The following is a 19,301-nucleotide window of genomic DNA, read 5'->3' on the forward strand; positions in this document are numbered from 1 at the left end:
GCAACGTCTGGGTCTGGGTTTGCATTTTTTCGCGCAATGCCAGACGTTGCGCCACACCAAAGCGATGCTGCTCATCGATGATGGCCAAGGCCAAGTTCTTGAATACCACCAGCTCTTGAATCACCGCATGCGTGCCCACCACCAGCGCCGCTTCACCGCTGGCGATCAGGCCCAGCATTTCGGTGCGCTCTTTTTTCTTTTGACTGCCCGTCAACCACGCCACACGTTTGCCAAGCGGGGTCAGCAAAGGCTCCAACCAACCAATGAGTTTGCGAAAGTGTTGCTCGGCCAAAATTTCTGTGGGTGCCATCAAGGCGCATTGCCAGCCACTGTCCATGGCCACCGCAGCGGCCAAGGCCGCCACGACCGTTTTGCCCGAACCCACATCGCCCTGCAACAAACGGTGCATGGGCACTTGGCGCATCAAGTCGCGGGCAATTTCTTCGCCCACGCGCCGTTGCGCGCCAGTCAACCCAAAGGGCAGCGCCCCCAGCAATCGCTCTTGCAAGCCGCCGGCTTTGAGCGTCAAGGCCGGTGCCCGTAATTCATCGCGCTCGCGCTTGGCCTGCAATTGCGACAGTTGCTGCGCCAGCAACTCTTCGGCCTTGAGCCTTTGCCAGGCTGGGTGCGTGCGGTCTTCCAGTTGCGTCAACGACACATTGGGCGCGGGGTGATGCAAAAAATGCAGCGACGCCTCCAGCCCCCAGCTGTGCGGGGGCAGGTGTTGGTCAGGAATGGTTTCTGAAAACGCCCCCTTGCGCCCTGCGTGCACCAAGCCACTGTGCACCGCACGGCGCAAATACGCCTGCGCCAAACCCGCCGAGGTGGGATAGACCGGCGTCAAGGCTTGCGGCAACGGCGTGCCTGCGGCTTGGAAGTGCGGATGCATCATGGTGCGGCCCATGAAGCCCCCGCCTCGCACCTCCCCGCGCACACGCACACGGTTGCCAACCGCCAAGGCTTTTTGCTGCACCGGGTAAAAACTGAAGAAACGCAAGGTGCAGGTGTCAGACCCATCGTCCACCACCACCAGCAATTGACGCCGCGGCTTGTAAGTGATCTCGCACGAGACCACCGTGGCTTCCACTTGCACCGAGTCGCCATCGCGGGTGTCGGCCAGCCGTCCCAAGCGGGTCTCGTCTTCGTAGCGCAACGGCAGGTGCAGAGCCAAATCGATGTCGCGGTCCAGCCCGAGTTTGCGCAACGCTTTTTGAGGTGCGGAAAGAGGGGTAGAAGCCGTCTTGGCTTGCGGCGCAACGGCAGACTTGGAAGCGGGTGGCATGGCGCCAGATTGTGCCCGCGCGCAGCCCGAGCACGCACGCATTACAATTGCATCACACGCTTTTTGGAGTGTCACTTTGAAAACTTCCACGCTACCAGCGCTACGCGTTAAACCTGAGCTGCGCGAAGCCGCGGAGCGCGCTTTGCGTCCCAACGAGACCTTGTCCAAACTCATGGAGTCGTCACTAGAGAGTTTCATTGCACACCGCGCCGCAGAAGATGACTTCATTGCGCGTGGCCTGCGTGCCGCAGACACGGCACGCCAAACCAACCGCTATGTCAGCGCCTCCGATGTGCTGGCCAAACTCGACGAACGCATCGCCACGGCCAAACGCAAATGACGCGTTATGCCCTGCGCTTCACCGAAGAGGCGCAAGAAGACTTGCTTCGGTTGTTCGACTTTTTGCTGCAATTCGACCTCGATGTGGCCTTGCGTGCTCGCCAAGCCATCGAAGACAGCCTCCAACTCTTAGAACAGTTCCCGTTCACCTGCCGCAAAGCCGCCAACGGCGCGCACGGCCCCAGGCTGCGAGAGCTGGTCATTTCATTTGGGGCGACGGGCTATGTGGCCTTGTTTGAAATTGACGATGCCACCACCGTCACCGTGTTGGCCATCCGGCACCAGCGCGAAGAGGACTTTCACTGAATCGGCTTGCATCAAAGAGCCGTGCCAAAATCACGGCTCTTTTCACTTGGAACGGGCCCGTCCGGCCCTCAAGCACATGCCCCAGACCTACACGCTCAGCGACTTCGACTTTCACCTCCCCGAAGCCCTGATTGCCCAGCACCCCGCCCCTGAACGCAGCGCCTCACGCTTGCTCGATGGCCGCAGCAGCCCCTTCGTTGACCGCACCTTCAAAGATTTGCCCAGCCTGCTGCGTGCCGGCGACTTGCTGGTCTTCAACGACACCCAGGTGGTGAAAGCCCGCTTGTTTGGCGAAAAGCCCACCGGCGGCAAACTGGAGCTGCTGGTCGAGCGCGTGCTCACCCACCACGAGGTGGTGGCCCACATGAAAGTGAGCAAAAAGCCGCCTGTGGGCACCGTGCTGCACATGGCTGGCGGCTTTCAGGCCACCCTGCTGGGTCGTTGGCCCGATGAACACGGTCCCCTGTTTCGCTTCCAGTTCAGCGACGAGCCGCACACGCTGATGCAGCAACACGGCCACATGCCGCTGCCGCCCTACATTGAGCGGCACCAAAACACCGCCGATGCGCAACACGAAACTGAAGCGGACAAAGCCGAAGACGAAGCGCGCTACCAAACCGTGTTTGCCAAGCACCCAGGCGCTGCCGCTGCACCCACCGCCGCCCTGCACTTTGACCAAGGCGTGCTCGACGGCTTGGCAGCTCGCGGCGTCGCCACCGCCAGCGTCACGCTGCATGTGGGGGCGGGCACCTTCCAGCCGGTCAAAACAGAGAACCTGGCGGAACACCGCATGCACAGCGAGTGGTACAACATCCCAGCCGCCACCTTGCAAGCTCTGGCCGACTGCCGCGCCCGTGGCGGGCGGGTGGTGGCCGTGGGCACGACCAGTGTGCGCACGCTCGAGAGCTGGGCGCTCAGCGGCCAAACCGAGGGTGACACACAGATCTTCATCACCCCCGGATTTGCGTTCCAAGTGGTGGACGTGCTCATCACCAACTTCCATTTGCCCAAAAGCACGCTGCTGATGCTGGTCAGCGCCTTGGTTGGCTTTGACCCCATGCATGCGCTATACCGCCATGCCATAGCGCAGCGCTACCGTTTTTTCAGCTACGGCGACGCCATGCTGCTTGAGAAAAAACCCTCCTGAAAGCCCCACCATGTTGAACTTTGAAGTCCTCACCACCGACGCCCCTTCTGCCGACGGGTCTTACCTAGGCACCCACGCCCGCCGAGGCCAACTCACGCTCAACCACGGTGTGGTGCAAACCCCCATCTTCATGCCCGTGGGCACCTACGGCACGGTCAAAGGCGTGATGCCGCGCAGCCTCGAAGAGATGGGCGCGCAAATCATTTTGGGCAACACCTTCCATTTGTGGATGCGTCCCGGTCTGGACGTGATGCAAAGCTTTGGCGGCTTGCACGGCTTTGAGCGCTGGAACAAACCCATCCTGACCGACAGCGGTGGTTTTCAGGTGTGGTCGCTGGGTGCCATGCGCAAGATCACCGAAGAAGGGGTGACGTTCGCGTCCCCGGTGAACGGCGACAAGCTGTTCATGTCGCCCGAGGTGAGCATGCAAATTCAAACCACCCTCAACAGCGACATCGTGATGCAGCTCGATGAGTGCACCCCGTATGAAACCAAAGGCCACCTCACAACGCAAGCCGAAGCCCGCAAATCCATGGAGATGAGCCGCCGCTGGGCGGTGCGCAGCAAGGATGAATTTGCGCGCCTGGAAAATCCCAACGCCTTGTTTGGCATCGTGCAAGGCGGCATGTTCCCTGATCTGCGCCAAGAGTCACTCGATGCGTTGGTGGCGATGAATTTTCCCGGCTATGCCATTGGCGGCGTGAGCGTGGGTGAGCCCAAAGAACAGATGCTGGAGATCATGGCCCACACCCCGCACCGCCTGCCCGCCCACAAGCCGCGTTACCTGATGGGTGTGGGCACGCCCGAAGACTTGGTGCAAGGCGTGGCCGACGGCGTGGACATGTTTGACTGCGTCATGCCCACCCGCAACGCCCGCAACGGCACGATGTTCACCCGCTTTGGGGATTTGAAAATTCGCAACGCCCGCCACAAGGCCGACCACGGCCCGCTCGACAGCACCTGCACCTGCTACACCTGCCATGGCCACACCCGCGCAGACGGCAGCGTGAGTGGTGGCTTCAGCCGCGCTTACTTGCACCACCTCGACCGTTGCGGCGAAATGCTCGGGCCCATGCTCACCACCATCCACAACTTGCACTACTACTTGAACCTGATGCGAGAAATGCGTGAGGCCTTGGATGCAGGTCAGTTTGGCTCGTTTCGCCAAACCTTTGCTCAGGACCGTGCGCGCGGGGTATGAACAAGCAATGGTTGGCGTAAACCCTATAACTCTTTTTCATTATCGGAGGGTAAATTTCTACCGCATTCACAACCCTATTTTTTACATTTCACACCATGTCCAAACAGCCCATTTACAAGTCTCTTTACGCCCAAGTGCTGTTCGCCGTTGCGGTGGGCATTTTGTTGGGTCACTTTTACCCAGAGGTCGGCGCCGACATGAAGCCGCTGGGGGATGGGTTCATTAAACTTATCAAGATGATCATCGCCCCCATCATCTTTTGCACCGTGGTGGTTGGCATTGCTGGCATGGAAGACATGAAGAAGGTCGGCAAAACAGGGGGGCTTGCACTGCTTTACTTTGAAGTCGTGAGTACAGTTGCCTTGATCGTCGGCTTGCTGATCGTGAACTTTGTGCAGCCCGGTGTCGGCATGAACGTGGATGCATCCACCCTCGACACCAAAAGCATCGCGGCCTACACCGGCCCCGGCAAGATGCAGGGCACGGTGGACTTCTTGCTCAACATCATCCCGACCTCGGTGGTCGATGCATTCGCCAAAGGTGAAATTTTGCAAGTGCTGTTGTTCTCTGTTCTGTTTGGTTTTGCGCTGCACAAGTTCGGAGGGCGCGGCACCTTGGTGTTCGACATGATCGAGAAAATCTCCCACGTGCTGTTTGACATCGTGGGCATCATCATGAAAGTCGCGCCCATTGGTGCTTTTGGTGCCATGGCGTTCACCATCGGCAAATACGGCATCAGCTCACTGTTCTCTCTGGGTAAGTTGATGGGCACTTTTTACTTCACCTGTTTGATTTTTGTATTTGTGTTGCTCGGCATCATCAGCAAGCTGCATGGCTTTAGCGTGTGGAAGTTCGTCAAATACATCAAAGAAGAGTTGCTCATCGTGCTGGGTACCTCGTCCTCTGAATCGGTCTTGCCACGCATGATGGAGAAACTGGAAAAAGCAGGTGCTCGTAAATCTGTGGTGGGCTTGGTGATCCCCACCGGCTACTCCTTCAACTTAGACGGCACCTCCATTTACCTGACCATGGCGGCTGTGTTCATCGCTCAGGCCACGGACACCCCCATGACCTTGATGCAACAACTTACGCTGCTGGCCGTTTTGCTGTTGACGTCCAAAGGCGCTGCGGGCATCACGGGCAGTGGCTTCATTGTGTTGGCAGCCACCTTGTCAGCGGTGGGTGGTGTGCCGGTGGCGGGCTTGGCGCTCATTTTGGGCATTGACCGCTTCATGTCCGAAGCACGTGCCTTGACCAACTTGGTCGGCAACGGCGTAGCCACTTTGGTAGTGGCCAAATGGACCGGCGACTTGGACATGGCACAACTGCACACCGCCTTGAACCCAGAACAGCACTGAGCTGCACCCACTGCGTCACAAGGGCCTGTATCGCCACCCAGCGGTCTAGGCTTTTGTTGCCTCAAACCTCGGTGGTGAACACGGTCAAGACGCCGGTGTAGCCATACAGGTTTTGGTGGGCAATTTCGCCGCCGGCAAAAAACCCAACCAGCGGCACATCGCCCAAGGCACGCCGCACGATGTGCAGTTCGGCACTGGGGGCTCCAAAGTGTGGACCGCCACGTCCGGCACAGCTGACATAAATGGCCCCCGCCATGCGGCGCGCAGGGTGTGGCGCGGCGAAGGTGTCGGCGCTCAAAACACCAGCCAGCTCAGCCGTCATTTCTTCGGGCTCAAGTGCTTCACGAATCTCAGCGCCGATGCGCATCAAGTCGGCGCGAGCAGCGGCCACGTTGCGTTCGCAAAACGTCAGGCGCATGCCCACTTCCACCGGCTGGGCCACGGCCACGGCACGCTGGGCAGGATCCAAGCCGATGATGTGGCGCACCAACACCGCATCGTCAAACTCGCCCGTGCGCTTGATGGCTGCATCGTGTGCAGAGGTCAAGCCCACCAAGGTGGCGCGCACTTTGGTCAGGGCGTGCTGGCGTTGCTCGAGGTCGATGTTCAGGTCACGCACCAGCACATCCAGTGCCGCCTCGTCATCTAAGGTCAACACCACATGGTGGTCGACCGCCGTGATGGTGTGCACCGGGCCAATCGGCACACACCCCTGCGTCACACGGGACACCATGGCCACGTCAGCATCGAATGCAACGCCACTCAAGCCGCCCGAAAACACCCCAGCGGCCTTGCCTTGACCTGCCATGTTGCCGTCGCCTCGGCGAGCGAACTGCACCACCTGCTGACGGCTCGATGCCAAGCCGCCAAACACATGGCCACTCACGGTGCGTTGGGCCAACTCGGCGATGAGATCTGGCACATCCGGCGTTTGGGCGTCGGCATGCAACAGCGCCGTGTGCGGCACAAAACTGCTGCCACCTTGTCCGCCTTGCGTCAGCGGCGCCACACCACTGAACACGCGGTAGTGCTCAGGCGAGATGTCACACAGCATGACGCTCAGCGCGGGTTCGTCAAAGTACTCCACATTGTTGGCCGCCACGCCCACGCCCACCGTGCCAGCCCAGTCGGTGACTTCGGGCAACTCGGCACTCACATAGTCCAACAACTCCTGGGCGTGCGGCGCGTAATGGTCAGTGATGTAGAGCAATCCAAGAGGTGGCGCACTGGCGTACTCAGGCAAGGCCATGTGGGCGCGCAGTTGCGCCAGCACCAAACCCGCAGCCATGCGCCATTGCGGGTGGGTGGCATGGCCGTAGGGAAACAACTTCATCGCTTGGGCTTGGCAGAGGGCTTGGCAGCGGCTGTCTTGCGCGCAGCCGAGGGACGGCTTCGAGGCGCGCTGGTTTTTTTGGCTGCAGGCTTGGTCGGCTTGCTTGGCGTTGCAGCGGCAGTCGCCGGCGCTTGCGTGTGCGCGTTGGCCCGATGCGCCATGTCGTGCATGGCATGGGTGGCGATGTGTTGGAACTGGTCGGTCAATGCGCCCCACCAATGGGCAGGGTCTACGCCGGCTGTGGCTTTGGGGGCCTTGTTTTTGCCTGCCTGGGTGGCCTTGGCCTTGGCCTTGGGCTGGTCGCTGGGCGCGGGGGCCTCGGCCTGTGGCTCTGGCTCAGGCTCAGGGGGCGTGAATGTGTACTTGGGCTCAGGCTTGGCCTCCTCTTGGGGCTTGACCTTGAGTGACTCGGCCAAGTCTTGGAAGCTCATGTTCATGCCCTTCAACGTGGCCAAGGTCATGCGTTGCACCTCCAAGGCTTGGATGGTGGCGCCCACCGCCTTGGCGTTTTGTTCGAGCCAAAAGTGCACGGTTTTCAGCTCTTGAATGCGCTTGTCCAACTCCTCGGGGTCTAGCGTAGGAGCCACCCAGCCCGGCGCAGCATGGGCACCGCTGCCGCCGCCTGGCGTGAGATTTTTCAAAAAATCAAAGCCCGGAACGAACTTGGTGAAGTCAAAACCACTGGGGTTGCTCATGCGTCTCTCCTTGGGTAAGTGTGTGCATGGATTAAACCAAACCCCAGCGGACACCAAACTGACAGGTCAGTGCTTGTGTTCGCCGTGGCCAGCGCCCATGCTTTGGCCCGTTGTGGGCATTTGCGTGTTCACCGGGACCTTGACCTCAAGATTTGTTTTGACGCCTTTGGCATCTTGGAACACCAAGGTCAGGGGCACGCTGCTGTCTTTGGTCAACGGGGCTTTGAGGTCCATCAACATCACGTGAAAGCTGCCCGGCTTGAGCTCCACCGCTTTGCCCGCGGGCAAGTCCAAGCCTTGGGGCAAGGCGGCCATCTTCATCACATCTTTGTCCATCTTCATTTCATGGATCTCGGCCACGCCGGCAGCAGGGCTGCTCACGCCCACCAACTTGACGCTGTCTTTGGCGGTGAGCTTCATGAAAGCACCGGTGGCTTTTTGACCGGGCACGGTGGCACGGGCCCAAGCCTCGGTGACCGTGACGTTTTGTGCGAAGGCACTGCCGGCACACGCGGTGATGAGTGCGGCGGCGATGAGGTGTTTAGAAAGCTTCATGCAAACTCCTGAGGTTTAGTGTTGATGTTCTTGTGCAGCTGGGGCTTTGACAACCAGCAAAGCCGCTGGCCACTTCATGCCGCGGGTGGAGGTGCCAGTGACGGGAATCTCTGACCAATCATTCTGACCGTTCTCACAGGTCTGCAAGACCTTGACCCACAAAGGCCCGGCCTGGTCTGGCAAACGGCCCATGAAAGCGAACTCGTCAAAGTGCGCATCGGGCAATGCCGCTTCTTTGTTGGCCACACGCCAGCGCAACTCCACCACATCCTCGGTGATGGTTTTGCCATGGCTGTTGTAGGGCTGTGCCAACAGGGACTTGCGCAGGGAAAGCGTCCAGCCCACTTTGGGTTGGGGCTTGGCCCCTTGAAAACCGGCGGGCACTTGCACGACCAGGCCCGTGGTGGCGCTGCCGTTGCAGCCATGCCCCACCCGCAGGGTGGCTTTGTGGTAACTGCCTGCCACCGCTTGTGGCTCAGACAACACCACATGGGCTTGTGCGCCCCAAAGGGTGGCAACCAGTGCCACCCCCACTGCCAGCAGTTGGCGTGATTTTTTCATCGGCTTGTTTTTCATAGGTGTTCTTTTAGAAGTTGTATTTCAAGTTGCCCACGAACGTGCGCTGAGGAAAGGGGTGGTAGAGAAAATAGTTGCGGTTGGTGAGGTTGTCGATGCCCGCCGATGCCACCCAATTTTTGTCGATCTTGTAGCGCGCTTTCACATCCAACAAGGTGTAGCCCGAAAAGCCGAGGTAGGTGTTCGCATTCACGTCGTTGTTGTCCATCGCGGAATAAAACTGGCGCTGGTAACTGCCGCCCAAGGAAACAGACAAGTTGTCCTGTGGCCGGTAGGTGGCGACAAAATTCACCCTCAAGGGAGACACGCCAGGGGTTCTGTTGCCCACCACCGAACGGCCTGTGCTCGTGAGGCCATCATTGGTTGCAATGATGGAGTCCACGCGGGTGATGGCTGAGAAGAAGTCCAGTTGGTCGAAGATGAATTTGTGCACATCGCTGCTCAACTCCACACCACGCGAGCGCACCTTGTTGACATTCATCCAGTAGCTGTACAACGCGGATGGATAGCTCGGGTTGACCGCGCCGTATTGCGAGATGAGCGCGTCACGCACGTCCTCGGCAAAGAACGAGGCTCTGTAACTCACGTTGTCAGCGCGTTTGGAATAAGCCGCCTCGAACGCATTGACGTTCTCTGGCTTGATGATGGCAGGGTTGGGCGAGTAAGCAGGCGCCGAGGGGTTGGTGCCGCAACTGGCCGCGCAGGTGGTGACGTTGTAGAGCTCGCCCACGGTGGGGAAGCGATAGGCATTGGCCACGGACAGATTCAAGACAGAGCCGTCAGCCAAGCCGATCAGGCCAGAGAACTTGGGCGAAAAATGGCTGACGGAAACCGAGGGTTGGTTGAGTGCTGGCGTTGAGCTTGCGTAGACCCCGCCGTTGTTGGACGACCAGCGCTCGTAGCGTCCCCCGACGGTGTACTGCACGTCCTCTGACGCTTTGTATGCGTCTTGAAGCCAAACGGCACGGGTTTCGTTGGTTCCCTGGGCCATGGCGGTCATCGTGCCGTCGGCCCTGTTGACCCAATCGGCCACGGAGTTGGTGAGGCTATTTAATTGAGAGGCGTCTTGGTGGTAACCCATACTCACCTGATGTGCCGGCGCTTGAGCCGGGCGGTACACCGCTTTGGCGTCAAAGTTGGTCCAGTGGGTGCCCGACATGTCCCGCACAGAGCCCTTGTAGGAGGCATTGTTGTTGACGGTTGAGCCGTCGTTGTTGAGCGCGCCAGCGGTGCGTTGCATGTCTTTCACGTAACGCACATGGGACAAGTTCAGGTCGTAGTCCCACGCCCCGCGCGTGTCCGACTTGAGCGCAACGCCGTTCACCCAATGCTCTTGTTTGTATCCGTAGACGCCACTGGCCAAGGTGGAACATGGGCCTGCGCCCGAAGCACAAAAACCGTTGGCCATGTAAGACTGAGCCGACGCATCGGTGTCTCCCAAAAACACCCCCGAGCTCAGGCTCAGTTGGGTATCTCGGTTGAGGTCGAGTTTCAACTTGGCATTGATGTTGTCGCTCACACCGTGGAGGATGGCGTTGGCGCCCAAGTAGTACTGACCACCCACCCCAGTTTTGGACACATAGGCATAGGGGGTCACGGGCGTGCCGTTGGTGGAGGTGGCAAAAGCGCGTGGCTGGGTGTTGGCGTCTTGGTGATTGAACAACAGTCGCCAAGACAAGGCCTCTTGCCGCCCCCCCAGCAACGCTGCAGCCTGTTGGGTGTTGTAGGTCTGTTGGGTTCCAAAGTTGCTGAACGTCTGCAAGGCCTCTGTCACGCTGAGCGAGCCCTCGCGTGCTTGGGTAGGACGCTTGGTGGTGATGTCCACCACAGCCCCCATCGCTTGGCCTGAGTAGGCTGCAGAGAATGGGCCGTACATCACGTCAATGCGGTCGATTTCCTCGGGTGACACCACAAACCACTTGGGTGGGCCGTAGTTGTTGTCGTTGAACAACTGGTTGGAGATCGGCATGCCGTCCACCATGACGAGGCTTTTGGCACTGTAAGACACCCCCCAAATGCGGGTGGCCAGCGTGGCGCCACCAAAGTCGGCCGAGTCCCGCTTTCTGACCATCAAGCTGGGCATGTATTTCAACGCATCGGGGGAGTCGATGATGTTGACCGTCTCGGCTATTTTTTCTGCCGTGGTGCTCTCCACGGTGTTGGGCCATTGGTATTTTTGGGCTGCAGTCCGTGGCGTGGTGACCTCGATGGACTGAATCGCATCTTGTGCGAAGGCATGGGTACAGATGACGACCAGCCACAGGCCGATGGGCTGAATCGTTTTGATTTTTTTCATGGAAACTTTTCCTGCTCACTCAACGGCTTGATGACGCGTGCCACCGCGACGATCAAGCCCACAAACAAGGCCCGGGCGTGAACGCCCAAGGCCCGCGTCTTAGGTCAGATGAAAAGTGAGGGAGGGCCGCGCGAGGGGAGCGGCGGGGCGGTGACAGACGCGATGTGCGCGGCTTGCAGAGGAAGCAGCGCATGCGCCAGGGGGGAGGGTTGGGTCAGGCTCGTGTTGAACGCAGGCGGCGGTGCCACGACAGAGGCACACAAGGGGCAATCCAGGGTGTGGCTGGTGGTGGCGTCATCGTCGCCCTGCACCACCAGCTTCATGCTGCCGCTGCTGGTACACACCAAGTCCATGGCCTTGGGACTCACCATGGGCGAGGCCACGGCCACGCCGACAGACAACACAAACCACACCAGCACACAGCGGGTGAGGAGGATGGCGTGGCGCAAGTGTTGCATGGCGACGGATTCTAGCCAGTCACTTTCACCACCTTACCAAGTTCAACCTGAACGCTATTTCAGCGGTTTTGCATTTCTCGCACACGCGCCACATCAAACTCTGTCAGCGCACCAGCTGCGTTGCCCCATTGGGTGCGGATGTGGGTCAACACATCGGCCATGTCGCGGTCGCTCAACTTCAACAAAAACGGCGGCATGCCAAAAGGCTGGGCTTGCGCAGAGGTGGTGGCCGAGAAGCCGCCATACATCACGGCTTGCACCAGGTTGGTGGTCTGGGCCATTTGCACCGCCGCACTGCCCGCCAAGGTCGGATAGGCATGCGCCACGCCTTGGCCTTGTTTGCCGTGACACACGGCGCAATGGTCGTCGTACAAAGCCGCGCCGCGTTGGCTTGAGCGCTGGCTGGGCGCACGGGGTTTGGGTGCTGGCTCTGGGTTGCTTGCGTTCAGCTTGGACGCATGCTGGGCGTCGTGTGCACGGGTTTGCAAGTAGGTGGCCATGGCCGTCACATCTGCGGCGCTGAGGTATTGGGTGCTGTTTTGCACCACCTCGCGCATGGGGCCGGTGACCCACGCATGGGGTGCATGCCCGGTTTGCAGCAGTTGCACCGTGTCTTGCACAGGGGTTTGGGCCAAGCGCGTCTCTGCATCACTGAGCAACGAGGGCGCGTACCAATTGACCACTGGGATCACCCCGCCTTGCACGTCGTCCAAGGCCCCGCCGCCACCCAGCGCGTCGCGTGGCCCATGGCAAGCGGCGCAGTGGCCCAAACCTTCGACCAAGTAAGCCCCCCGATTCCACTCGGCACTGTGTTGTGACTGTTCTTTCCAGATGGCGGGTTTGAAATACACACTGCGCCACACAGCCAACGCCGCTTGGGTGCCAAAGGGCCAGCGCAGCTCGGCGGCAGGCTGGGCTTGGGTGACCGGGGCGAGGCTTTTGAAGTAAGCCCACAACGCATCGGCGTCCGCCCGCGTGACCAAGCTGGTGTGGTTGTAGGGAAATGCCGGCGCCAACAGATGGCCATCCAACGAACGGCCATGGTGCAGGGCCCGCCAAAAGTGCTGCGCATTCCAACGTCCCAACCCGGTGGCGTCGTCTGGGGTGAGGTTGCTGCTGTAGACGGTGCCAAACGGCGTTTCAATGGCGCGCCCACCGGCATAGGGCGCCTGCCCTGGCGCGGTGTGGCACGACATGCAGTTGCCCGCCCGCGCCAAGTAAGCGCCTTGGTTCACCTGCTCTGGGCTGGCCAGTGTTGTGCTGGGTGCGTTCACATCGACGCCATCGGCATAGTTGTCAAACACCACCCACGCGGCGGCGGCCAACCCGAGGGCCGCGCAGGCCCACAGCAGACGGCGCATCATGGCGGCCCCTTTGCCAAGGGCGCACTGCCGCAGCGCCAGGTGTCGCTGGCGGCCATGAGCTTGGCACGCGCCCCAGCTTGCGAAGCCCGCGCGGGTGACGCATCGCTGGGCGGCGCCAAACGCGCCAAGTAGTGGGCCACGGCCATCACATCGTCAGCACTCAAGCGTTGCACCACCTGGGCCATGCAGTCTGGCGCATGGGCACGCCGTTGCCCCGACTGCCAGGCCCCCAGTTGCCCATTCAAATAGTCCAGCGGCAAACCCAACAAGCCGGGCACAAAAGGAGCCACGCCGGTGAGTTTGTCGCCGTGGCAAGCCACGCAGGCGGGCAAACCTTGGCTGGCGTCTCCCTCCAGGGTCAAGGCCTGACCCCGCGCCAGCACAGCGGGCGTTGCGCTGCCCGCTGTCAGGGCCGGTTTGGGATAGGGCACTTTCAAACCTGAGAAGTACAGCGCCATGTCTTGCAGGTAGGCGTCAGACAAGGGTTCAATCAAACGCGCCATCAAGTCGTAGTGGCGCCGCCCTTGCTTGAAGTTTTGCAATTGGTTGTTCAGATAACCAGCAGGTTTGCCCGCCAGCCGTGGGTAATAACCGTCTGGCCCGGCTTGGCCCTGCTCACCGTGGCAAGCGGTGCAGGCGCGCGTGCGCTCGGCCATGGTGTTTTCAAAACTGTGCGCTGACCCCACCCCACACACCATCAACCACGCCAACAAAAAGAGTTTCATCCAGCGATTGTTTCAGATGTCAGCCTGACCTCCCTGGGTGGGTGTTGGATATGGCAGAAAATCTCCAGCACTCGCCTGCCCTCAATGCCCAACCCCATGCGTTACACCCTCACCCACACCTGCCTGATCAGCGCCTTGCTGGGTGCGGGTGGGGCTGCACGGGCCGATGCAGGGTTGCCGACATTCGGCGCGTCGCAGTGGTTGACCGACGTGGAAGTCACCGCACAACCCGATGCCATGGGCACCCGTACGTCAGCCTCACAAGGGGTGATTGCTGGCGCACAACTCCAAGCCCAAGCGCTGGCGCGACCCGCCGATGTGCTCGAACAGATTCCAGGCATGGTGGTGACCCAGCACTCGGGCGATGGCAAAGCCAACCAGTATTTTTTGCGTGGCATCAATTTAGACCACGGCAGCGACTTTGCCACCTCGGTCAATGGCGTGCCGGTGAACATGCCCAGCCATGCGCATGGGCAGGGCTACAGCGATTTGAATTTTTTGTTGCCTGAGTTGGTCCAGCGGGTGAACTACAGCAAAGGCCCCTACTTGGCGGAGCAGGGGGATTTTTCGTCTGCGGGGTCTGCCGATTTTGTGTACCGAACTCGGCTGGCCCAACCCTTGGCCGATCTCACACTGGGCCAATACGGTTATCGGCGTGCGTTGAGCGCGGGGTCTGCCCCAGTGGGCGACGACTTGCACCTGCTGGGCGCTGTCGAAGTGCTCAACCATGACGGGCCCTGGCGCGTGGCCGAGGGCTTGCGCAAACGCAACGCCTTGCTCACGCTCAGTGGCGGCTCTGCCGCACACGGCTGGTCCACCAGCTTGATGCTCTACAACGCACGCTGGACCTCGACCGACCAAGTGCCTCAACGCTTGATCGATGCCGGCAGCTACCAAGGCCAAGCCTTTGGTCGCTTTGACACCTTAGACGCAAGCGACGGCGCCAGCACCTCGCGCAACAGTTGGTCTGGCGAATGGCACGACCGCAATGCCCAAGAAGCCACCCAGTTGAGCTGGTACGCCATGCGTTACGACTTGGACTTGTATTCCAACTTCACCTACCAAACGGCGTCCAACGGCAACAGCGACCAGTTTGCCCAACGCGACCAACGCACGGTGTATGGCGGCAAGGCCTCCCGCTCCTGGGTCATGGACGCCCAAAGCGCCAACCCCATGGTGAACACCTTGGGGCTGCAAATGCGACAAGACCTGATCCGCGTGGGGCTGTTTGACAGCGCTCAGCGGCGCCTGACCCTGTCCGTGCGCGATGACCTGGTGCGGCAACAACAGGTCGGCATCTATGGCCAAAACGACACCCATTGGCTGGACACCGTGCGCACCGTGCTGGGCCTGCGCGTCGACCAGTACACCGCCCATGTGGACGGCCGCTTGCAGGCCGAGAACTCGGGCGTCAGCAGCAGCGTCAAAGCGTCGCCCAAGCTGTCTTTGATCTTGGGCCCTTGGGCGCAGACCGAGGTGTTTGTCAACACCGGACGCGGCTTTCACAGCAACGACGCGCGCGGCACCACCGCCCGTGTCGACCCTCGCACAGGCGCTGCCGTCGATCCCGTGCCAGGGTTGGTGAGTTCTCGCGGCGAAGAGGTGGGGCTGCGCACGCAGGCCACGCCGCATTGGCTGACTGCCGTGTCTTTGTGGCGCTTGCGCTTTGACTCGGAGCTGGTCTACCTGGGAGACACGGGCACCACCGAGGCCTCTCGCCCCAGCCAGCGCAAGGGGCTGGAGTGGAGCAACCACTGGGCTCCCAGTGACAGCTTCTGGCTCGATGCCAGCATGGCTTGGACACAACCGCGCTACAGCGACGCCAACCCTGAGGGCAGTGCCATCCCGAATGCTGTGCACAAAGTGGCGCACCTCACCGCCACCGTGCGCCAGCTTGGGCCTTGGTCGGGCAGTTGGGGGCTGCGCTACATTGGCCCGGCCGCCTTGAGCCCTGACGCCCGTGTGCTGTCTGGTGCCAACATCAGCAGCAACTTGCGGCTGACCCGGCGCATGGACGCCAACATGGACGTGTCTTTGGATGTGCTGAACGTGGCGAACCGCAAAAACAACGACATCCAGTACCTGTATGCCTCGCAAGTGGCCCATGAGACTGGCCCCGTCACGGACAGCCATGTCCACCCCAGCGAGCCACGCAGTTTCAGGCTCAGCACGCGCATTCGTTTTTAGTCTGTTGACTTTGCGCAAGAACATGCGCCAAAGATCGGCGCATGATGGGGCTTCACTCAACAGGAGCCTCCCATGGACGCATCGCATCTCGACACCTTCAAACGTGAGCTCGAAACGCTTCGCACCGAGCTCTTAGCGCAAATCGCTCAGCAACGTGGTGGCGTCCAAAGCCGCGCTGATGTGGCGGCCGAACACTTTGCCCACAGCGAAGACGCACCCGCACAAGTGGCCACTGAACGGGATGTGGAGTTTGCCCTCAATGAGCGCGAAACCGCCGAGCTCCATGCCTTGGATTGCGCCTTGGCTCGCATTGCGAGCGGCACTTTTGGGCAATGCACCGACTGCCAAGCCGCCATTCCACCCGCACGCCTGCAGGCCACACCTGAAGCTGCGCGCTGTATCCCCTGCCAAGAAAAAGCAGAACACTGAATCACCCACAGAAAGAACTACCGATGACCACTTTTCATGCTGTCGTTTGGCTCGACCACCAAGAAGCCCACGTGCTGATGTTTGACCGCGAGCATGTGCAAGCGCAACGCATCAAGTCTCGTTCGCACCACAAGCACCAAGGCAAGCCGCATGACACGCAAGCCCTGTTTGGCGACATGGCCAAAGCGCTGGCCGGCACGCACGAGGTGTTGATCACCGGCCCGGGTTCCGCACGCGAGGAGTTTCGCGACTGGTGCAAAACCCACGCCAGCGCGGTGGCGCACACCATCGTCGACACCATCGCCAGCGATCACCCGAGTGACGCCCAAGTGGTGGCCTTGGCTCGCCAGTACTTCAAGAAGTTTGACCAGACCACGGTCGACCCCACGCTGGCCTGAGCACAGCGCAACGGTCGGCTGGTATTCTTGGGCGTATGAAAAGCCTGTTTCACTTCGCCTTCAACATCACCGACCTTGAGCGTGCACGCCGTTTCTACGGCGATGTGCTGGGCTGCCAAGAAGGCCGCAGCACCGACACCTGGGTGGACTACGATTTTTTTGGCCACCAGATTTCCATGCATTTGGGTGAGCCCTTCCCCACCGCCAACACCGGCCATGTGGGCGACACCTTGGTGCCCATGCCGCACTTTGGCTTGGTGCTGAACTTGCCCGACTGGAACACCTTGGCTGAGCGCCTGCGGGCCGCTGGCACGCAGTTTGTGGTGGAGCCCCATTTGCGCTTTGAAGGTCTGCCGGGCGAACAATGGACCATGTTTTTTCGCGACCCGTTTGGCAATCCGATCGAGGTCAAAGGGTTCGCCTCGTTGGACACGATCTACAACGCCTGAGGCGCAGCAGAGAGGTCAGACCAGGGGCGCGATTTTTTGGTCAATGGCGCCAAACACGCTTTGGCCGTCTTTGCCCTTCATCTCGATGCGGATGGTGTCGCCATACTGCATGTATTCGGTGCTGGGCTGGCCGTCCAACAGGGTCTCGATGGCGCGTTTTTCGGCAATGCAGCTGTAGCCCTTGGGCCAGTCTTTTTTGCCATTCACTTCCACACCTGGGTTGCTGATGGTGCCGCTGCCAATGACCGAGCCGGCCCGCACACGGCGGGTTTTGCAAAGGTGCGCAATCAGTTGACCAAAGTGAAACGTCATGTCGGGCCCGGCGTCGCACATGCCAACTTTGCGGCCATTCCAAGTGGACTGCAGGGTCAGGTGCAAACGCCCGGCGTCCCAGGCGTCGCCCAGCTCGTCCAGCGTCACCGCGACTGGGCTGAACGCCGTGGCAGGCTTGCTTTGCAAAAAGCCAAAACCTTTGGCCAATTCATCGGGAACCAAATGGCGCAACGACACATCGTTGGCCAACATCACCAAGCGAATGCCTTCCAGCGCTTGCTCGGGTGTGGCTTGCATGGGCACATCGCCCGTGATGACGGCCAACTCGGCTTCAAAGTCAATGCCGAACGCCGCACTCGGGCAGACCACATCGTCGGTGGGGCCGATGAAGTCATCGCTGCCACCCTGGTACATCAAAGGGTCGGCGTAAAAGCTCTCGGGCACCAAGGCGTCGCGTGAGGCGCGGACCAACGCCACGTGGTTGATGTAGGCCGAGCCGTCAGCCCATTGGTAGGCCCGTGGCAAAGGCGCCATGCACATCTTGGGGTCAAAGGCAAACGCATGACGCGCTTTGCCCTGGTTCAAGGTCTCGTACAGGTCTTGCAGTTGCGGGGCCATGAAACCCCAATCGTCCAGCACCTGTTGCAGGCGGTTGGCGATGCCCGTCGCATAATGCGCGGTGCTGAGGTCACGCGAGACCACGACCAATTGTCCATCGCGTGATCCGTCTTTGTAGGTGGCCAGTTTCATGGCGTTGCTCCAGGTTGGCAGGTCTTCGCCAGCGAGGCGGCCAGACCCAGTGAGGAATTACGCATAAGTAAACAAATTTTACTAAACGTAATTTTTAAACCTGATTCTATAAGATACTCTCAGACATGAAAGAACGCGCTGGCATCCAATCGGTCGAAGTGGGTTTTGCGCTGCTCCAGGTGCTGGCTCAGTCCGAGGGTGCGCTGATGCTGCGCGATTTGGCCTTGGCGGCTGGGATGAGTGCCGCCAAAGCACACCGGTATTTGGTGAGTTTTCAGCGCTTGGGCTTGGTGCACCAAGACCACGCCAGCACCCGCTACGACTTGGGGCCTGCGGCCTTGCAACTGGGCTTGGCCGCGCTCACCCGCCTAGACCCTGTCAAGCTGGCACGCGAACGCATGGCCTCGTTGATGGCCGACATTGGTCATACCGTGGCTTTGGCAGTCTGGGGCAACCAAGGCCCCACCATCGTGCACTGGCAAGAGTCGCCGCATGCCATGACGGTGTTGCGTTTGGGCGATGTGATGCCCCTGCTCACGTCGGCGACCGGGCGTTGCTTTGCCGCCTACTTGCCCCGAGATGTGACGGGCCCCATGCTCAAGGCCGAGTTGGCGCGTGCGAAACAAATGAAACGCCAAGATGTTCCGCTGAGCGCCCCAGAGGTCCAAGCCATGTTGGATGAAGTGCGCCACCAGGGCTTGGCGCGCGTGACCGATGCTTTGTTGCCGGGCGTGGCAGGTTTTGCGGCCCCGGTGTTTGACTCGGACAGTCACTTGGCGCTGGCGGTGGTGTCGCTCGGGCCGACTTCGAGTTTCGATGCAGCTTGGAACGGCAGGCCGGCCAAAGCGCTGCTTTTGGCAGCACAACAACTCAGTGCAGAGTTGGGCCACCGTGCTGCCCGCACCTGACCCTGTGCCATGCCACTTGAGGCTGCCTATCCCCACGAAGTGAAGTTGACTTTCACACAGACCTTGGCGCTGGTGAGCGGCGTGCTGCTGGTTCACCTGTGGTTGCTGGGAAGCAGCGCGGTCTGGTTTTCGCCTCAAGAAACCAGCCTCGTCAAAGCGCCAACCTTGATCACCCGCCAGATTGAAGCGCCCCGTGCGCAGAGGGTCGAACCGGTCGCTGGCACACCGCCAAGCGCCAAGACGGCCCACCAAGGACCGGACACCACCATTGC

General features: G+C 60.5%; 21 protein-coding genes. 11 read left to right on the top strand and 10 right to left on the bottom strand.

Features of this window, described 5'->3' with window-relative positions:
* On the bottom strand, positions 1-1,282 hold a 1,282-nt coding region (locus ACKWJN_RS06520; RefSeq protein ID WP_408595542.1), incomplete at its 3' end, for a DEAD/DEAH box helicase.
* A 76-nt stretch (positions 1,283-1,358) separates the two neighbouring features.
* On the opposite strand from ACKWJN_RS06520, the gene ACKWJN_RS06525 reads away from it, so the two are divergent.
* The 5 genes from ACKWJN_RS06525 (at position 1,359) to ACKWJN_RS06545 (ending at position 5,633) form a co-directional block, all read left to right on the top strand.
* Entirely contained in the window at positions 1,359-1,622 is a 264-nt protein-coding gene (locus ACKWJN_RS06525; protein WP_100147466.1) for a YlcI/YnfO family protein, read from the top strand.
* On the top strand, positions 1,619-1,927 hold the full coding sequence (locus ACKWJN_RS06530; RefSeq protein WP_408595543.1) for a type II toxin-antitoxin system RelE/ParE family toxin: 309 nt from the start codon (positions 1,619-1,621) through the stop codon (positions 1,925-1,927). Before ACKWJN_RS06525 ends, ACKWJN_RS06530 begins: the two co-directional genes overlap by 4 nt.
* 76 nt (positions 1,928-2,003) lie before the next feature.
* Positions 2,004-3,074 carry a tRNA preQ1(34) S-adenosylmethionine ribosyltransferase-isomerase QueA gene (queA, locus tag ACKWJN_RS06535; RefSeq protein ID WP_408595561.1) on the top strand — a complete coding sequence of 357 codons (1,071 nt, stop codon included), beginning with the start codon at positions 2,004-2,006 and terminating at the stop codon, positions 3,072-3,074.
* Between the two features lie 10 nt (positions 3,075-3,084).
* The gene (gene tgt / locus ACKWJN_RS06540; RefSeq protein ID WP_408595544.1) at positions 3,085-4,275 is read left to right on the top strand and encodes a tRNA guanosine(34) transglycosylase Tgt; all 1,191 of its coding nucleotides are present in this window, start codon (positions 3,085-3,087) and stop codon (positions 4,273-4,275) included.
* Between the two features lie 95 nt (positions 4,276-4,370).
* Positions 4,371-5,633, top strand: a complete 1,263-nt coding sequence (locus ACKWJN_RS06545; RefSeq protein ID WP_408595545.1) for a dicarboxylate/amino acid:cation symporter — start codon at positions 4,371-4,373, stop codon at positions 5,631-5,633.
* A 61-nt stretch (positions 5,634-5,694) separates the two neighbouring features.
* Here the strand turns inward: ACKWJN_RS06545 and ACKWJN_RS06550 are convergent, their stop codons facing one another.
* The 8 genes from ACKWJN_RS06550 to ACKWJN_RS06585 all read right to left on the bottom strand — a co-directional run bounded on the left by ACKWJN_RS06550 (position 5,695) and on the right by ACKWJN_RS06585 (position 13,635).
* The gene (locus ACKWJN_RS06550) at positions 5,695-6,966 is read right to left on the bottom strand and encodes an FIST N-terminal domain-containing protein (protein WP_408595546.1); all 1,272 of its coding nucleotides are present in this window, start codon (positions 6,964-6,966) and stop codon (positions 5,695-5,697) included.
* Complete coding sequence (locus ACKWJN_RS06555) at positions 6,963-7,661, bottom strand: PhaM family polyhydroxyalkanoate granule multifunctional regulatory protein (protein WP_408595547.1); 699 nt, start codon at positions 7,659-7,661, stop codon at positions 6,963-6,965. The genes ACKWJN_RS06550 and ACKWJN_RS06555 overlap by 4 nt, the downstream gene beginning before the upstream one ends.
* Before the next feature lie 66 nt (positions 7,662-7,727).
* Positions 7,728-8,216 carry a copper chaperone PCu(A)C gene (locus ACKWJN_RS06560; protein WP_408595548.1) on the bottom strand — a complete coding sequence of 163 codons (489 nt, stop codon included), beginning with the start codon at positions 8,214-8,216 and terminating at the stop codon, positions 7,728-7,730.
* A 15-nt stretch (positions 8,217-8,231) separates the two neighbouring features.
* Complete coding sequence (locus ACKWJN_RS06565; RefSeq protein ID WP_408595549.1) at positions 8,232-8,792, bottom strand: YcnI family protein; 561 nt, start codon at positions 8,790-8,792, stop codon at positions 8,232-8,234.
* 10 nt (positions 8,793-8,802) lie between these two features.
* Positions 8,803-11,088, bottom strand: a complete 2,286-nt coding sequence (locus ACKWJN_RS06570) for a TonB-dependent receptor (RefSeq protein WP_408595550.1) — start codon at positions 11,086-11,088, stop codon at positions 8,803-8,805.
* Positions 11,089-11,192: 104 nt separating this feature from the next.
* Positions 11,193-11,546 carry a DUF2946 family protein gene (locus tag ACKWJN_RS06575; RefSeq protein WP_408595551.1) on the bottom strand — a complete coding sequence of 118 codons (354 nt, stop codon included), beginning with the start codon at positions 11,544-11,546 and terminating at the stop codon, positions 11,193-11,195.
* Between the two features lie 59 nt (positions 11,547-11,605).
* Complete coding sequence (locus ACKWJN_RS06580; protein ID WP_408595552.1) at positions 11,606-12,910, bottom strand: c-type cytochrome; 1,305 nt, start codon at positions 12,908-12,910, stop codon at positions 11,606-11,608.
* Positions 12,907-13,635, bottom strand: a complete 729-nt coding sequence (locus tag ACKWJN_RS06585) for a c-type cytochrome (RefSeq protein WP_408595553.1) — start codon at positions 13,633-13,635, stop codon at positions 12,907-12,909. The genes ACKWJN_RS06580 and ACKWJN_RS06585 overlap by 4 nt, the downstream gene beginning before the upstream one ends.
* 96 nt (positions 13,636-13,731) lie before the next feature.
* Between ACKWJN_RS06585 and ACKWJN_RS06590 the strand changes: the two genes are divergently transcribed.
* From ACKWJN_RS06590 to ACKWJN_RS06605, 4 genes are all read left to right on the top strand, one after another.
* Positions 13,732-15,822 (top strand): TonB-dependent receptor, encoded by a 2,091-nt coding sequence (locus ACKWJN_RS06590; protein ID WP_408595554.1) that lies wholly within the window; start codon positions 13,732-13,734, stop codon positions 15,820-15,822.
* A gap of 72 nt (positions 15,823-15,894) precedes the next feature.
* On the top strand, positions 15,895-16,251 hold the full coding sequence (locus tag ACKWJN_RS06595) for a TraR/DksA family transcriptional regulator (protein ID WP_408595555.1): 357 nt from the start codon (positions 15,895-15,897) through the stop codon (positions 16,249-16,251).
* Between the two features lie 23 nt (positions 16,252-16,274).
* Positions 16,275-16,649 (top strand): hypothetical protein, encoded by a 375-nt coding sequence (locus tag ACKWJN_RS06600; RefSeq protein ID WP_408595556.1) that lies wholly within the window; start codon positions 16,275-16,277, stop codon positions 16,647-16,649.
* Positions 16,650-16,684: 35 nt separating this feature from the next.
* Positions 16,685-17,098 (top strand): VOC family protein, encoded by a 414-nt coding sequence (locus ACKWJN_RS06605; protein ID WP_408595557.1) that lies wholly within the window; start codon positions 16,685-16,687, stop codon positions 17,096-17,098.
* Between the two features lie 15 nt (positions 17,099-17,113).
* On the opposite strand, the gene ACKWJN_RS06610 is transcribed toward ACKWJN_RS06605, so the two are convergent.
* Entirely contained in the window at positions 17,114-18,121 is a 1,008-nt protein-coding gene (locus ACKWJN_RS06610) for a fumarylacetoacetate hydrolase family protein (RefSeq protein ID WP_408595558.1), read from the bottom strand.
* Between the two features lie 125 nt (positions 18,122-18,246).
* Here ACKWJN_RS06610 and ACKWJN_RS06615 point away from each other — a divergent pair, with 125 nt between their 5' ends.
* Positions 18,247-19,029, top strand: coding sequence for an IclR family transcriptional regulator (locus tag ACKWJN_RS06615; protein ID WP_408595559.1), 783 nt, complete (start codon positions 18,247-18,249; stop codon positions 19,027-19,029).
* 9 nt (positions 19,030-19,038) lie between these two features.
* Positions 19,039-19,301 (top strand): hypothetical protein (locus ACKWJN_RS06620; RefSeq protein WP_408595560.1); only part of this gene is annotated, 263 nt, incomplete at its 3' end.

It is taken from the genome of Limnohabitans sp. (assembly GCF_046052825.1).
In the GTDB taxonomy this organism is placed as follows: Bacteria; Pseudomonadota; Gammaproteobacteria; order Burkholderiales; family Burkholderiaceae_C; genus Limnohabitans.

Excerpts from the sequence above, each read along its gene's own strand:
- ACKWJN_RS06615 (WP_408595559.1), top strand. The coding sequence starts at position 18,247 with ATGAAAGAACGCGCTGGCATCCAATCGGTCGAAGTGGGTTTTGCGCTG.
- ACKWJN_RS06590 (WP_408595554.1), top strand. The coding sequence starts at position 13,732 with ATGCGTTACACCCTCACCCACACCTGCCTGATCAGCGCCTTGCTGGGT.
- tgt (WP_408595544.1), top strand. The coding sequence starts at position 3,085 with ATGTTGAACTTTGAAGTCCTCACCACCGACGCCCCTTCTGCCGACGGG.
- ACKWJN_RS06560 (WP_408595548.1), bottom strand. The coding sequence starts at position 8,216 with ATGAAGCTTTCTAAACACCTCATCGCCGCCGCACTCATCACCGCGTGT.
- ACKWJN_RS06610 (WP_408595558.1), bottom strand. The coding sequence starts at position 18,121 with ATGAAACTGGCCACCTACAAAGACGGATCACGCGATGGACAATTGGTC.
- ACKWJN_RS06600 (WP_408595556.1), top strand. The coding sequence starts at position 16,275 with ATGACCACTTTTCATGCTGTCGTTTGGCTCGACCACCAAGAAGCCCAC.
- ACKWJN_RS06545 (WP_408595545.1), top strand. The coding sequence starts at position 4,371 with ATGTCCAAACAGCCCATTTACAAGTCTCTTTACGCCCAAGTGCTGTTC.
- queA (WP_408595561.1), top strand. The coding sequence starts at position 2,004 with ATGCCCCAGACCTACACGCTCAGCGACTTCGACTTTCACCTCCCCGAA.
- ACKWJN_RS06565 (WP_408595549.1), bottom strand. The coding sequence starts at position 8,792 with ATGAAAAACAAGCCGATGAAAAAATCACGCCAACTGCTGGCAGTGGGG.
- ACKWJN_RS06580 (WP_408595552.1), bottom strand. The coding sequence starts at position 12,910 with ATGATGCGCCGTCTGCTGTGGGCCTGCGCGGCCCTCGGGTTGGCCGCC.
- ACKWJN_RS06570 (WP_408595550.1), bottom strand. The coding sequence starts at position 11,088 with ATGAAAAAAATCAAAACGATTCAGCCCATCGGCCTGTGGCTGGTCGTC.
- ACKWJN_RS06550 (WP_408595546.1), bottom strand. The coding sequence starts at position 6,966 with ATGAAGTTGTTTCCCTACGGCCATGCCACCCACCCGCAATGGCGCATG.
- ACKWJN_RS06605 (WP_408595557.1), top strand. The coding sequence starts at position 16,685 with ATGAAAAGCCTGTTTCACTTCGCCTTCAACATCACCGACCTTGAGCGT.
- ACKWJN_RS06575 (WP_408595551.1), bottom strand. The coding sequence starts at position 11,546 with ATGCAACACTTGCGCCACGCCATCCTCCTCACCCGCTGTGTGCTGGTG.
- ACKWJN_RS06585 (WP_408595553.1), bottom strand. The coding sequence starts at position 13,635 with ATGAAACTCTTTTTGTTGGCGTGGTTGATGGTGTGTGGGGTGGGGTCA.
- ACKWJN_RS06595 (WP_408595555.1), top strand. The coding sequence starts at position 15,895 with ATGGACGCATCGCATCTCGACACCTTCAAACGTGAGCTCGAAACGCTT.
- ACKWJN_RS06530 (WP_408595543.1), top strand. The coding sequence starts at position 1,619 with ATGACGCGTTATGCCCTGCGCTTCACCGAAGAGGCGCAAGAAGACTTG.
- ACKWJN_RS06555 (WP_408595547.1), bottom strand. The coding sequence starts at position 7,661 with ATGAGCAACCCCAGTGGTTTTGACTTCACCAAGTTCGTTCCGGGCTTT.